13 protein-coding genes are annotated in these 13,690 nt (G+C 42.2%); 5 read left to right on the plus strand and 8 right to left on the minus strand.

Annotated features, from left to right (window positions below; translation table 11 throughout):
• Positions 1–43 precede the first annotated feature (43 nt).
• The 6 genes from folK to SMSK597_RS11175 form a co-directional block, all read right to left on the minus strand.
• Positions 44–856 carry a 2-amino-4-hydroxy-6-hydroxymethyldihydropteridine diphosphokinase gene (gene folK, locus SMSK597_RS11155; RefSeq protein ID WP_000372519.1) on the minus strand — a complete coding sequence of 271 codons (813 nt, stop codon included), beginning with the start codon at positions 854–856 and terminating at the stop codon, positions 44–46.
• 157 nt (positions 857–1,013) lie between these two features.
• Positions 1,014–1,568, minus strand: a complete 555-nt coding sequence (gene folE, locus SMSK597_RS0103120; RefSeq protein WP_004247172.1) for a GTP cyclohydrolase I FolE — start codon at positions 1,566–1,568, stop codon at positions 1,014–1,016.
• The gene (locus SMSK597_RS11160) at positions 1,549–2,871 is read right to left on the minus strand and encodes a bifunctional folylpolyglutamate synthase/dihydrofolate synthase (protein WP_000657453.1); all 1,323 of its coding nucleotides are present in this window, start codon (positions 2,869–2,871) and stop codon (positions 1,549–1,551) included. The genes folE and SMSK597_RS11160 overlap by 20 nt, the downstream gene beginning before the upstream one ends.
• A 1-nt stretch (position 2,872) precedes the next feature.
• Entirely contained in the window at positions 2,873–3,847 is a 975-nt protein-coding gene (gene folP, locus SMSK597_RS11165; protein ID WP_000978146.1) for a dihydropteroate synthase, read from the minus strand.
• A gap of 89 nt (positions 3,848–3,936) precedes the next feature.
• Positions 3,937–4,644, minus strand: coding sequence for a CPBP family intramembrane glutamic endopeptidase (locus SMSK597_RS11170; RefSeq protein WP_000660414.1), 708 nt, complete (start codon positions 4,642–4,644; stop codon positions 3,937–3,939).
• Positions 4,645–4,696: 52 nt separating this feature from the next.
• The gene (locus SMSK597_RS11175; protein ID WP_000359264.1) at positions 4,697–6,115 is read right to left on the minus strand and encodes an NCS2 family permease; all 1,419 of its coding nucleotides are present in this window, start codon (positions 6,113–6,115) and stop codon (positions 4,697–4,699) included.
• A 189-nt stretch (positions 6,116–6,304) separates the two neighbouring features.
• On the opposite strand from SMSK597_RS11175, the gene SMSK597_RS11180 reads away from it, so the two are divergent.
• From SMSK597_RS11180 to SMSK597_RS11200, 5 genes are all read left to right on the plus strand, one after another.
• Entirely contained in the window at positions 6,305–7,117 is an 813-nt protein-coding gene (locus SMSK597_RS11180) for a Cof-type HAD-IIB family hydrolase (RefSeq protein ID WP_000162316.1), read from the plus strand.
• Between the two features lie 224 nt (positions 7,118–7,341).
• Positions 7,342–8,361, plus strand: coding sequence for an alcohol dehydrogenase AdhP (gene adhP / locus SMSK597_RS11185; RefSeq protein WP_000649184.1), 1,020 nt, complete (start codon positions 7,342–7,344; stop codon positions 8,359–8,361).
• 234 nt (positions 8,362–8,595) lie between these two features.
• Positions 8,596–9,585, plus strand: coding sequence for a PTS sugar transporter subunit IIB (locus SMSK597_RS11190; protein ID WP_000021965.1), 990 nt, complete (start codon positions 8,596–8,598; stop codon positions 9,583–9,585).
• 25 nt (positions 9,586–9,610) lie between these two features.
• Positions 9,611–10,414 carry a PTS mannose/fructose/sorbose transporter subunit IIC gene (locus SMSK597_RS11195; RefSeq protein WP_000022716.1) on the plus strand — a complete coding sequence of 268 codons (804 nt, stop codon included), beginning with the start codon at positions 9,611–9,613 and terminating at the stop codon, positions 10,412–10,414.
• 23 nt (positions 10,415–10,437) lie between these two features.
• Positions 10,438–11,349: a PTS system mannose/fructose/sorbose family transporter subunit IID gene (locus SMSK597_RS11200; protein WP_000136863.1), complete on the plus strand. Its 912-nt coding sequence runs from the start codon at positions 10,438–10,440 to the stop codon at positions 11,347–11,349.
• 54 nt (positions 11,350–11,403) lie between these two features.
• On the opposite strand, the gene pepC is transcribed toward SMSK597_RS11200, so the two are convergent.
• Positions 11,404–12,738 carry an aminopeptidase C gene (pepC, locus tag SMSK597_RS11205; protein ID WP_000991640.1) on the minus strand — a complete coding sequence of 445 codons (1,335 nt, stop codon included), beginning with the start codon at positions 12,736–12,738 and terminating at the stop codon, positions 11,404–11,406.
• Between the two features lie 111 nt (positions 12,739–12,849).
• Complete coding sequence (locus SMSK597_RS11215; protein WP_001234892.1) at positions 12,850–13,572, minus strand: pseudouridine synthase; 723 nt, start codon at positions 13,570–13,572, stop codon at positions 12,850–12,852.
• Between the last annotated feature and the right edge of the window lie 118 nt (positions 13,573–13,690).

Below are 13,690 nucleotides of genomic sequence, written 5' to 3' on the forward strand. Positions count from 1 at the left end.
ACTCTAGCCTTCAGTTACAAACGACTGAAAACTAGAGTTTTTTCTATTGTTTCAAAGCATTATACAAGTTGCGGATCGGTTGCTTTAATATCGGATGGATAAAATGAGGCGCAATTTCTTGTAGAGACTCAAGAACAAAAAGGCGTTCCGCTATGTAAGGATGAGGCAAGATAAGGTCATCTGTATAAATGATCTGGTCCTCCACAAAGAGCAAGTCCAAATCAATCAAACGAGGTCCCCAATGCATTTCTCTCACCCGTCCCATCTCTGACTCAATAGCTAACAAGGTCTCTAATAGAACTGGGGCCGGCAACCAGGTTTCAACCTCAACCACTTGATTAGCAAAGCTATCTTGCTCCACACCACCCCAAGGCTCCGTCGTCAAGACACTGGACTCTTTGAGAATTTGGATACCTCGAGCTCGCATTTTCTCAATGGCTTGTTTCAAGTTTGCTTGTTTATCTCCCATATTGCTTCCTAGAGCGATAAAGGCTCGTTGCTTGCGGCGATGAATGGTTACCGAGCAGGTATCTAGCGGTAAATGCACTGGCGCCCAAGGCTTTTTCAGTTCCAACTCAATCTCTTGGACAAGAGGATAAGACTCAAAAGTACGTTCTACCAGTTTGTAGGCTACCGTTTCAATCAAGTCCTCAGTTGTTTCCTGAAACCAAGTCGTCCACTTCTGACACAGTTCTCCATAATGAACAGAGTCTGTTAAATCCAAGTCTGTAGCCGCCTTGGTCATATCATAGGATAAGATGGCTGAAACGACAAACTTCTGCCCCAATTCCTTTTCACTAGGGAAAAGACCATGATAGGCAAAAATTTCCAAATCCTTAATCTGCAGTTGATCCATAATGATTCCTTTCTAGAAAAATCCGCTTCAAGCGGATTCTTTTTATACTCAATGAAAATCAAAGTGCAAACTAGGAAGCTAGCCGCAGGCTGCTCAAAACACTGTTTTGAGGTTGCAGGTGGAAGCTGACCTGGTTTTAAGAGATTTTCGAAGAGTATTATAGTCCCATTAAACGATAAGCCTGATCTCGGAGGTCCTTATCTGTTTCAAATAGACCACGAGCTACTGTCGTCAAGGTTGCAGTGCCTGGTTTTCTGACACCACGCATGCTCATACACATATGTTCCGCCTCAATGACAACAAAGGCTCCTTTAGCACCTAGATACTCCATCAAGGCATCGGCCACTTCGATATTCAATCGTTCTTGAATTTGTGGTTTTTTTGAATAAACTTCAACCGTACGGGCTAGCTTAGACAAACCTGCTACACGGCCATCTGGAATATAGGCAATATGCGCTCTACCATAAAATGGCAAGAAGTGGTGTTCACACATAGTATGGAAAAAGATATCCTTTTCTACCACCATATTATCATCAATAATCTCAAAGGATTTTGACAAATGTTCCTCCGCCGTTTGACCAAGACCTGAAAAAATCTCTTGGTACATACGAGCCACACGAGCAGGTGTTTCCTGCAAGCCCTCGCGGTTAGCGTCCTCTCCGACAGCCTCGATAATCATTTTTACAGCTGTTTCAATCTTTTGTGTATCCATTTTCATTCTTCCTCTCCATCAGATAGGCTCTCACTTGGCTCAAAAAATACAAGGAACCTGTGACAATCCTAACTGTTTTTTTCTCTTCTTTTTTATCTGTCAATTTTTGCTCTAGAAAATCCTGCCAATCTTGGTAGCTGAGATTTCTAGACTTAGCTGCCTCTTTCAGCACGCTTTCATCAGTCGCCCGACTATCGTCAAAATGTGTCAGGGTAAGCTCGGTATCTGGCATGGCCCCCAGTAAGTCTAACATATCCTCCAAGGCCTTGGTTTTGATACAAGTAAAGAGGATTTCCTTACGATAATCCGCAAAGCGTTCTTGCAAGGTTGCTACTAAAGCCTTGATAGCATGAGGATTGTGAGCCCCATCCAAAATCATCAAGGGGTCTCTTGACACGATTTCCAAACGCCCTGGCCACCTTGTTTCTTCCAGAGCTTGAGCAAGCAAGCGATTGCTTGCTAGTTCTCGGCCATCCTCCTGACAAAAATTATCAAGCAAAGCTATGGCCATCCCAGCATTCTCTATCTGGTGCAAACCAAGCAGGCCAGTCTGGAAGCGACCTTGTCTGACAGCACTGGTATAGTCAAATACTTCACCCGTTACCACACTCTCTTGGTGACTGACATGATAATTTGCCCCGTAGGCAAGTCTCGACGCATCTTTCTCTTCCACAATGCGGTCAATCATAGCCAAAGCTTCTGGAGCGATACGACCCGTTACCAAGGGAATTCCTTGTTTGATAATACCAGCTTTCTGCTCTGCTATAGCTTCCAAGGTATCACCAAGTAGGGCTACATGGTCCAATCCAATGGTTGTGATGCCTGTCAAAATTGGCTGGCAGACATTGGTACTATCCAAAAGTCCGCCCATGCCCACTTCTATAATGGCCACATCTACTTGCTCTGTAGCGAAGTAGTCATAGGCCAGAGCTGTGATAATCTCAAACTCGGTTGTCTCCTGCAACTTGGCAGACACTTCCCCTTCCAGCAAAGATTGATAGTCTGCCATGAGGGCTTCTAGCCTAGCTTCTGGGATAGATTCCCCATTGATACTAATCTGGTCTGTGTAGTGAATGAGATAGGGCGAGCTGAACACACCAACTCTCAGGCCTAGCTTTTCCAGCATATTTTTCAAAAAAGCAATGGTCGAACCCTTGCCATTGGTTCCTCCGATATGGATGACCTTGAGTTTGAGATGGGGATTGCCACGCAATGCTAATAGTTCCACCATTCGTTCCAAGCCAAAATGCGGTTGATCCGTCCGATAGTGGGCAATCCACTGATTATTTTCGAATTCTTTCATCTTATTTATATTGTTTTAAATCTAGATTTTCCGCATCTTCAGCCAATCGGATGGCTGATGCAATTTCAACTGCCATCTTATGACTAGCTACATCATGCACACGCACCACTTCTACACCCTGTCTCGCAGCGATACTAGTTACATGAGCAGAAGCAGTGTCCCGATTGCGGAAACCAAGCTCTGTCTCAGGATTGACTTCAAAACCACTTTCTTCAAGGATATTGATGACAAACCGCTTGCGCGACACTCCAAGAAAGATTGGATAGCCCTTCTGATGTAGTTTATCCAGGTCCCGTAAAAGAAGCAAATTTTCTTTCTTAGTCAAACCAAAGCCAATTCCTGGGTCTAACAGGATATTTTCTTGTACAATACCAGCTTCCTCTGCTCTCGCTAATGCTCGTTCAAAGAAAGTCTCCATCAAGTCTTCGATTGGCAATGTTTCAAAGTCAGCTAACTCTTCCTCTGTAAAAGCTTGATTAAATCCAAAATGAGGGAATATGAGCGAGCTAGGGTGCTGAGGTCGAGCCATAACTGGATTAAACATGATGACCACTTTCGCTCCAGCCTTAGCTACCACATGGGCCATTTTTTCATCACCCATGAGACCAGTGATATCATTAACTAGGTTAGCACCAGCAGCCAAAGCAGCCTCTGCCACCTGACTTTTCCAAGTATCAATGGAGATAAGGACATCACTTTCCTTGCGAATAGCTTTGATCACTGGAACAACACGCTGGATTTCCTCTTCTATCTCAACATAACTACTTCCCGGCCGAGTCGATTCTCCGCCGATATCGAGCATACTGGCTCCTTCTGCTATCAATTTACGAGCCTGCTGGAGTGCCTGCTCAAGCGCAAAAAATTGACCACCATCCGAAAAGGAGTCTGGGGTTACATTAATAATTCCGCAAATAGATGTCTTTGCATGATTGGCTTTACTTGACATATCGGTCACTCCCTCAAGGCTTTTCATCATATTATTTTTCTATTTTACCATAAAAAGAAAAAGATGGACACGATTGCATTCATCTTTTTCCCAATAGAAACAAGCAATTGTCAAAAATCTTAAACAGAAATCCCTAATGTCCGACTCAAAATCACCACGAGAGCCAACAAACAGAAAGCAACCCCATTCACAATCATGTGAAGCAAGATAGACATTTCCAAACGTTGGGTCTTGTAAGCCGTCCAAGACAGAACGATCGACATACCTCCATAAATCAATAAAGAAGGTAAATTACTTGGTTGATGCAATAAAGCAAACACAATCGTACCGACTACAAATCCCCAGCTCTCCTTACCTCTGAAAACCTTTTTAGGAATAATCCCACGGCACAAGATTTCCTCACAAATCGGAGCAAGTAGGGCTAGCAAGAAGAAACTAGAAATCAAAGAGCTATTTTGAACCATATCGTTAATCTGAGACTGGTTACTTGTTGTCGTCTCATTTGACAGTTGTAACAAGATAGAACCAAGTATATTTGAACAGATAATGACTAAATAACTCAAGCCCAATCGTGCCAAATCCTTAGCTCTAAAAAATGAAAAATTAAAACTTGCTAATTGCGTTTTACGAGCTCCAATAATAAATAGAACCAGAACTACAATCGAAATACCAGCAACTATCAGTCCTGACTGTAACAGTGGTACTGCATTTAAAGTTAAAATAGCAGTAACCCCTATAGGAATCTGATATAAAATTGTCGCCAAAAAAAAGATTAACAGCCAACCTGCACGATGCAATAATTCTTTCCATATATTTTTCTCTTTCATCACCTATCTCCTTTGTATTCAAAAAGGGGGAAAATCCCCCTGGGTTATCCTATTATAAGGCCATGCTGATGTAGTTAAGGATAAACAAAGCATCCAAAATCCAAATCATGACATGAACATCTTTAGCTTGACCTTTGACAAGCTTAGTCAAAGTGTAAGTCAAGAAACCAACTGCAATCCCTTGAGTGATAGAGTAGCTGAATCCCATAAAGATAGATGTGAAGAAAGCAGGAACCGCTTCAGACATATCGTCCCAATGGATATTTTTCAAGCTAGCCAACATCATAATCCCAACGATAATCAAGATTGGAGCTGTAGCGGCTGTTGGTACAATCGCTAGAAGTGGGCTAAAGAAGCTTGAGATCGCAAAACAGATTGCCACGACCAAGGCTGTCAAACCAGTACGTCCACCTGCACCAATACCAGCAGCAGACTCAACATAAGTCGTTACGTTCGAAGTACCTGCGATGGCACCAATTGAAGTACCAATCAAGTCAGAGTAAAGAGCCTTGTCTAACTTAGCTGATTGATGATTTTCACCATTTGTCGCTACGATACCAACTTTTTCACCTGTACCGATCAAGGTACCAATTGTGTCAAAAATATCTGTTAACGAGAAGGCAAGAATTGCCATAAGAGTTTCAGGTAAGCGAGCTGTATCTGAAATCAAAGCTCCCAAACCTTCTGAACCAAGAGCTGCACCAAAGACTGTCTTCAAGTCTTCAAAGGCTGCACCAACATGGTTGTTAGCAAAATCGATGCTAGACAAATCTACCAAACCAACTGCGATAGCAAGAACAGTTGTTGTCAAGATAGAGAGGATAATTCCCCCTTTAATTCCTTTGATAACAAAGAAAATTGTGATAGCAAGTCCTGCAAGAGCCACTAAAACAGCTGGATTATTAAAGCTGACCAATCCTGGAACTGCTGAAGCATTTGCTGCAATCGTTGCTTGAGCTTTGTCAGCCCCTTCTCCTACAACAGTATAGTTGCCTGGATCAATCGTGAATTTCAAAAGTCCAGCATTCTTAATCCCTACATAGGCAAGGAAGACACCGATACCAGCTGAAATAGCTGAGCGAAGAGCATTGGGAATCGATTCAATGATCATTTTACGAACATTTGTCAAAGTGATAATCAATGAGATAATTCCACAGATGAAGACCATAGCTAGGGCTTCTTGCCAAGAATAACCGAGTCCAAATACAACTGTAAAGGTAAAGAAGGCATTGAGTCCCATACCTGGCGCTTGAGCATATGGCAAGTTGGCGTAGAAGGCCATCATCAGGGTACCAGCAACTGCACCGATAATCGTTGCGAGGAAGACACCCTGAGCAGGCATCCCTGTTTGCGAAAGAATTTGTGGGTTTACAAAGAGAATATAGCTCATTGCAAAGAAAGTTGTTAAACCAGCGAGAACCTCTGTACGAACGTCTGTACCGTTCTCTTTTAGTTTAAATAATTTGTCCATTATCAATCTCCTTTTAATTTTTACGAACAATAATAGAATTATATCATTTATCATTCACTTTTTCAATATCTTTGTTTGATTTATTTAAGAAATTGATGAAATTTCATTTTTTGTTTGGAATCTGCTTTTCTGTCTGCTTTTTGTTATAATAGAAGACATCTTATCTGGAAAGACACTAGAAAGGTTTATATGACGAAAAAAATTATTGCACTAGATCTAGATGGAACCCTGCTCAACTCAGACAGTCAGATTTCTGACTTTACCAAAGAAACTATTAAAAAAGTTGCTGAAAAAGGCCATCAAGTTATTATTACAACCGGCCGCCCTTACCGCATGTCAAAAGATTTTTACCGTGAACTAGGCTTAGACACTCCTATGATTAATTTCAACGGCTCCCTTACTCATTTACCAGACCAAGTTTGGAACTTTGAAAAGTGTTTGACCGTAGACAAAAAATATCTTTTAGACATGGTTCGACGTTCAGAGGACATTCAAGCCGATTTTATCGCTGGAGAATATCGTAAAAAATTCTACATTACAAATCCTAATGAAGAAATTGCCGATCCTAAACTATTTGGTGTAGAAGCTTTCCAGCCTGAAGATCAATTTCAGCCAGAGTTAGTAACCAAGAATCCTAACTGTATTCTGTTACAGACCAGAGCCAGTGACAAATATGCCTTGGCAAAAGAAATGAACGCCTTCTACCAGCATCAACTGTCTATCAATACCTGGGGAGGTCCGCTCAATATCCTTGAGTGTACCCCAAAAGGTGTCAATAAGGCCTTTGCTTTGGACTACTTGCTCAAGGTAATGAACCGCGACAAAAAAGATTTGATTGCTTTTGGAGATGAACACAATGATACCGAAATGCTCGCTTTTGCTGGGAAGGGCTATGCCATGAAAAATGCCAATCCAGAGCTACTCCCTTATGCCGATGAGCAAATTTCCTTGACCAATGACCAAGACGGAGTTGCCAAAACCCTACAAGACTTATTCTTATAGTCCATACTGACCAGCTTGCGAGCTGGTCTTTGTGTTCTTTTCACAGTCTCATCAACCAGTTAATCGATTGTTCTACTTTTTGCCTCCAAAACCTTGGAAAAGGCTTTCTTTTGTGATATACTTCACATATAAATACAAGAGAGCTCGTCACACTCGACTCTGTTGACACAAAATCAATCCAGTCCCGTTGTCCCTGTTCTCGGTCAATATCAAGGAGGATAGCTATGAAAGCTGTTGTTGTAAATCCAGAAAGCACTGGTGTTGCTGTTGAAGAAAAAGTGCTCCGTCCACTTGAAACTGGAGAAGCACTTGTAGAAATTGAATACTGTGGTGTTTGCCACACTGACCTCCACGTTGCCCATGGTGACTTTGGTCAAGTACCAGGACGTGTTCTTGGCCACGAAGGTGTTGGTATCGTTAAAGAAATTGCCCCAGATGTTAAAAGCCTTAAAGTCGGTGACCGCGTCAGCGTTGCTTGGTTCTTTGAAGGATGTGGTACTTGCGAATACTGTACAACTGGTCGCGAAACCCTTTGCCGTACAGTAAAAAATGCTGGCTACTCAGTAGACGGTGGTATGGCTGAACAATGTATCGTAACTGCAGACTATGCTGTTAAAGTTCCTGACGGACTTGATCCAGCCCAAGCTTCTTCTATCACATGTGCTGGCGTAACAACCTATAAAGCTATTAAAGAAGCAAAAGTTGAACCAGGTCAATGGGTAGTTCTTTACGGTGCTGGTGGACTTGGTAACCTCGCTGTTCAATACGCTAAAAAAGTATTCAATGCTCATGTTATCGCAGTTGATATCAACAATGACAAACTTGCCCTTGCAAAAGAAGTAGGTGCTGACATTGTGATTAACGGCCTCGAAGTTGAAGATGTAGCTGGACTCATTAAAGAAAAAACTGATGGAGGAGCTCATTCAGCTGTCGTAACTGCTGTGTCTAAAGTTGCCTTCAACCAGGCTGTTGACTCCGTTCGTGCTGGTGGTCGCGTCGTCGCTGTTGGTCTTCCTTCTGAAATGATGGAACTCAGCATCGTGAAAACCGTTCTAGATGGAATCCAAGTCATCGGTTCTCTCGTTGGAACTCGTAAAGACTTGGAAGAAGCCTTCCAATTCGGTGCAGAAGGTTTAGTAGTTCCAGTTGTCCAAAAACGTCCAATAGAAGATGCCGTAGCCATTTTCGACGAAATGGAAAAAGGTCAAATCCAAGGACGTATGGTACTCGACTTCACCCACTAATCTAATAAAAACCTATTTTGAAAGTTGGAAGCTTCTTCCAACTTTTTTATATTAAATTTTTAAATAAGGATTCAAAAAAACTTCTCTAAAACTCAATATATCAATATTTTCAGATGTAATCTTTTTAATTATTTTATGATAAATAGTTGATTTTTAGATGAAAACGGTTTATACTTAAAAAGTCTTAAAGTTTTCTTAAACGAAAACTAAAACAAAAAAGGAGGAATGACAATAATGAGTATCGGAATCATTATTGCGAGCCACGGCGAATTTGCTGCGGGTATTCATCAGTCAGGATCTATGATCTTTGGTGAACAAGAAAAGGTTCAAGTTGTAACCTTTATGCCAAATGAAGGTCCTGATGATTTATACGCTAAGTTTAATAACGCTGTTGCTGCATTTGACGCAGAAGATGAGGTTCTAGTTTTGGCTGACCTTTGGAGTGGATCTCCATTTAACCAAGCTAGCCGCGTGATGGGAGAAAATCCCGAACGTAAGTTTGCCATCATCACAGGACTTAATTTACCGATGTTGATTCAAGCCTATACAGAGCGCCTCATGGATGCTGCTGCAGGTGTAGATAAAGTCGCTGCTAATATCATTAAAGAAGCCAAAGATGGCATCAAAGCTCTTCCAGAAGAGCTAAACCCAGTTGAGGAAGTAGCAAGCGCTGCAGCTGCTCCAGTTGCCCAAGCTGCTATCCCAGAAGGAACTGTCATCGGAGACGGTAAACTCAAAATCAACCTTGCCCGTCTAGACACTCGTTTACTTCACGGTCAGGTTGCAACTGCTTGGACCCCAGATTCAAAAGCAGACCGTATCATCGTTGCTTCAGATAACGTAGCTAAAGACGATCTTCGTAAAGAGCTCATTAAACAAGCAGCTCCAGGTAAAGTGAAAGCAAACGTTGTTCCTATCCAAAAACTAATCGACGTTGCGAAAGATCCTCGCTTCGGAGAAACACATGCCCTTATCTTGTTTGAAACACCTCAAGATGCTCTTCGTGCTATCGAAGGTGGCGTGCCAATCAAAACTCTTAATGTTGGATCAATGGCTCACTCAACTGGTAAAACAATGGTTAACAACGTTTTGTCTATGGACAAAGAAGACGTTGCTACATTTGAAAAAATGCGTGACCTTGGTGTTGAATTTGATGTACGTAAAGTACCAAACGACACCAAAAAAGATTTGTTTAACTTGATCAACAAAGCAAACGTGCAATAATCGATTTTATGAAAGGATTTTAAAGATGTCTATTATTTCTATGGTTTTAGTAGTCGTTGTAGCCTTCCTAGCAGGTCTTGAAGGTATCCTCGACCAGTTCCAATTCCATCAACCAATCGTAGCTTGTACCCTTATCGGTCTTGTTACCGGTAACCTTGAAGCAGGGATTATCCTTGGTGGTTCTCTTCAAATGATCGCCCTTGGTTGGGCTAACATCGGAGCTGCCGTAGCTCCTGACGCTGCTCTTGCTTCTGTTGCTGCTGCCATTATCATGGTTCTTGGTGGCGACTTTACTAAGACAGGTATCGGTGTTGCCCAAGCGGTTGCTATCCCTCTTGCAGTTGCTGGTCTATTCTTGACTATGATTGTCCGTACACTCTCTGTCGGATTGGTTCACACTGCTGATGCTTCTGCTAAAAAAGGTGACTTCAAAGCAGTTGAACGTGCTCACTTTGTCGCACTTCTTCTTCAAGGTCTTCGTATTGCAGTCCCTGCAGCACTCCTTCTAATGGTACCAACTGAAACAGTACAAAGCATTCTAAATGCTATGCCTGATTGGCTCAAAGATGGTATGGCTATCGGTGGTGGTATGGTCGTTGCCGTCGGTTACGCTATGGTTATCAACATGATGGCAACTCGTGAAGTATGGCCATTCTTCGCTATCGGTTTCGTGCTTGCTGCCGTGTCAGATATTACTCTAATCGGATTTGGTGCTATCGGTGTTGCTATCGCTCTTATCTACCTTCACCTTTCTAAAACTGGTGGAAATGGTGGCGGAGGAGCCGCAACTTCTAACGACCCAATCGGCGATATCCTAGAAGACTACTAAGATAAGAAAGGACTGAAAACATCATGACTGAAAAACTTCAATTAACTAAATCAGATCGTAAAAAAGTTTGGTGGCGTTCAACTTTCTTACAAGGTTCTTGGAACTATGAACGTATGCAAAACTTGGGTTGGGCTTACTCATTAATTCCAGCTCTTAAAAAACTCTACACTAAAAAAGAAGATCAAATCGCTGCTCTTGAACGCCATCTTGAGTTCTTCAACACTCACCCATACGTAGCCGCTCCAATCATGGGGGTTACTCTTGCACTTGAAGAAGAACGTGCTAACGGTGTTGAAATTGACGACGCTGCTATCCAAGGGGTTAAAATCGGTATGATGGGACCTCTTGCTGGTATCGGTGACCCAGTATTCTGGTTTACAGTACGCCCAATCCTTGGATCACTCGGTGCTTCACTTGCCCTTACTGGTAATATCTTAGGTCCAATCCTCTTCTTCGTTCTTTGGAACTTGATTCGTATGTCATTCTTGTGGTATACACAAGAAATTGGATACAAGGCTGGATCAGAAATCACTAAAGATATGTCTGGCGGTATCCTCCAAGACATCACTAAAGGAGCTTCTATCCTTGGGATGTTCATTCTTGCTGTCCTTGTTCAACGTTGGGTAAATATTAAATTTGCTTTCGATGTTGCCAAAGTTCAACTAGATGAAAAGGCTTATATCCATTGGGATAAATTGCCAGAAGGATCTAAAGGTATCCAAGAAGCATTCGCACAAGTAGGACAAGGATTGTCTCAAACACCTGAAAAAGTTACTACTTTCCAACAAAACTTGGATATGTTGATCCCTGGACTATCAGGACTACTCCTTACTTTCCTTTGCATGTACTTGCTTAAGAAAAAAGTATCTCCAATCACTATTATCCTTTCACTCTTCGCAGTGGGTATTGTGGCACATGTTCTTCACATCATGTAATCAAGCAACTTAAAAGGAACCAGGTTCTATACCTGATTCCTTTTTTCTATGTTTTTATTCAGCCAGGGCTCCCATTGGATCCCATGGTGCAAGTACGATTGGTTCTGCTTCATAGGCAGCTTGTTCTTCTGCTGTCAGCAATTCTTTACGGACAACGATTTGGTATGTGTATTCGTCCATCCAAGCGTCTGAGGCAACAAAGTAACCATCTGTACCGACCTTGTCTCCCCATGAGTTTTCAACCTTCCACTTGGTTGATTTACCATTTTCGTCCAAGTCAACACCTGTCAAGACCATGGCGTGGGTCATCAAACTTTCGCTGTAATCCAAACGTCCAGCCTTGTCTTGAGTAAGTTTAATATCCATGCTTGATTCAAAGTCATAAACATCTGTCGCAAGGATTCCAGCTTTGCGGTTGCTGAGCTGGCCGACATCTGAACCAAACCAAACAGTCTCACCTGCTTGCATTTGAGTAATCGCCAATTCTTTCAAGCGCTCCATTGGAACGTTGATGTAACGAACCGCACGGCTACCAACCACATTTCCCAACATCTCAACTGTATAAGATTTACCGTAAGGTTTGTCAGCAGTTGGAGCATTGATAACAGAAACGTAATCTTCTAGAGGAAGATTGACATATTTCTTATAAAATTCTTGTGGTGTGATACCCTTTTCGCTTTGGTAGTTGTTATCCTTATCGCGATAAGCAAAGTCAAATTTACGTGGTGGAAGGCCCAATGACATAGCAAGGAAGTTAAAGATTTCTTGCAAGAGGTCTTCTTTCTTAGCTTCAACAGTCACTTGGTCTGCGCCAGAAGCGAGCAAGTCACGTAAGATTTGAGCATCTTGGCGAAGCAATTTGTTAAGAATGGCATTTAGCTCACGACTGCTGCTAGATGAAACAGACTCAGGATAAACTGACTTAGGAACAACACCGTATTTCTCAAAGAGAGAAACGACCATATCCCACTGACCGCCGTCTTGTTGTGGAGTTTGGAGTAGGAATTTAACCTTACGACTCGTCAAGTCTTGGTCTGCAGTCGCAATCACTTGCTCCAAGAACCAGTTTGATTTCTCATACTTGTCCCAGAAGAATGTGTGGGCCTGTGACAACTCAAAATTTTCCAATTTGTATTGCGAGATGAGTTTGTGGCGGAAGGTATTGAGGGCCGCAAACATCCAGCAACGACCAGAAGCCTTCTGGTTGGTTACCTTGTCCTTGGTCAAGTCCAATGAGAAAACAGGTGCATTGTCTACATGGCTTTGGCGACGTTCTAGGGCTGCAAAAATTCCGTTGTGGCTGGCAGCATTTTCAATCGCTTGGTATTTTACATTTGCTTCATAGTTGGCAAATAGTTTATCAGTAAATGATTCTTGAATCGCGTTCATAGATTCCTCCTTTTATTCTACAGTCTATTATAACGCTTTTTACAAAGGAAGCAACTGAAAAACATAAAAGGCAAGGACATTGTCCCTCACCTTTTTCGAATATAAACTAAATTAAGCAATACTTGCAAGGAGAACTTCTAATTCCTCCTTGGTCAAGCGACGCCATTCTCCTCGCTGCAAGTTCTCATCTAAAACTAAAGTTCCCATAGTCAAACGCTGTAGGTCTACTACTTCCTTACCACAATAGCCCACCATACGCTTGACCTGATGAAACTTCCCTTCTGCAATGGTCACACGAATTTGGCTTTGATTTTTTTCTGCATCTATGGACACAAGCTCCAGTCTAGCGGGCTTACAGGTAAAGTCTTTGAGCGGAATTCCCTTGGCAAATGTCTCCACATCTTCTTGGGTCATAATTCCCTTGACCTGAGCCAGATACGTCTTGTCTACATGACGCTTGGGTGAAAGAAGATCATGGGCAAGCTTGCCGTCATTGGTCAAGAGCAAAAGACCATGCGTGTCAATATCCAAGCGTCCTACTGGGAAAACTTCCTTGCTCCGAGCAATATCATCCAGCAAGTCCAGAACGGTTCTATGCTTGGGATCCTCAGTCGCTGAGATAACTCCTTTGGGCTTGTTCATCATGTAGTAGACAAACTCTTCATACTCCAGCACTTGCCCATCAAAGCGAATCTCATCTATTTTTTCATCAATCTGCAATTTAGCTGATTTTTCTTTTTTACCATTTACCGTCACGCGCCCAGCCTTGAGCAAGTTTTTGACCTCAGTCCGACTCCCTACAGCACAGGCAACTAAAAATTTATCCAATCTCATAGAACTATTATATCATACTCAAAAGGAGGCTGGTACAATGACCAACCTCCTTTTCGTTTCATACTCTTCAAAAATCTCTTCAAACCGCGTCAACGTCGCCTTGCCGTAGGTATGGTTA

It is taken from the genome of Streptococcus mitis SK597, from assembly GCF_000148545.1.
In the GTDB taxonomy this organism is placed as follows: Bacteria; Bacillota; Bacilli; order Lactobacillales; family Streptococcaceae; genus Streptococcus; species Streptococcus mitis_C.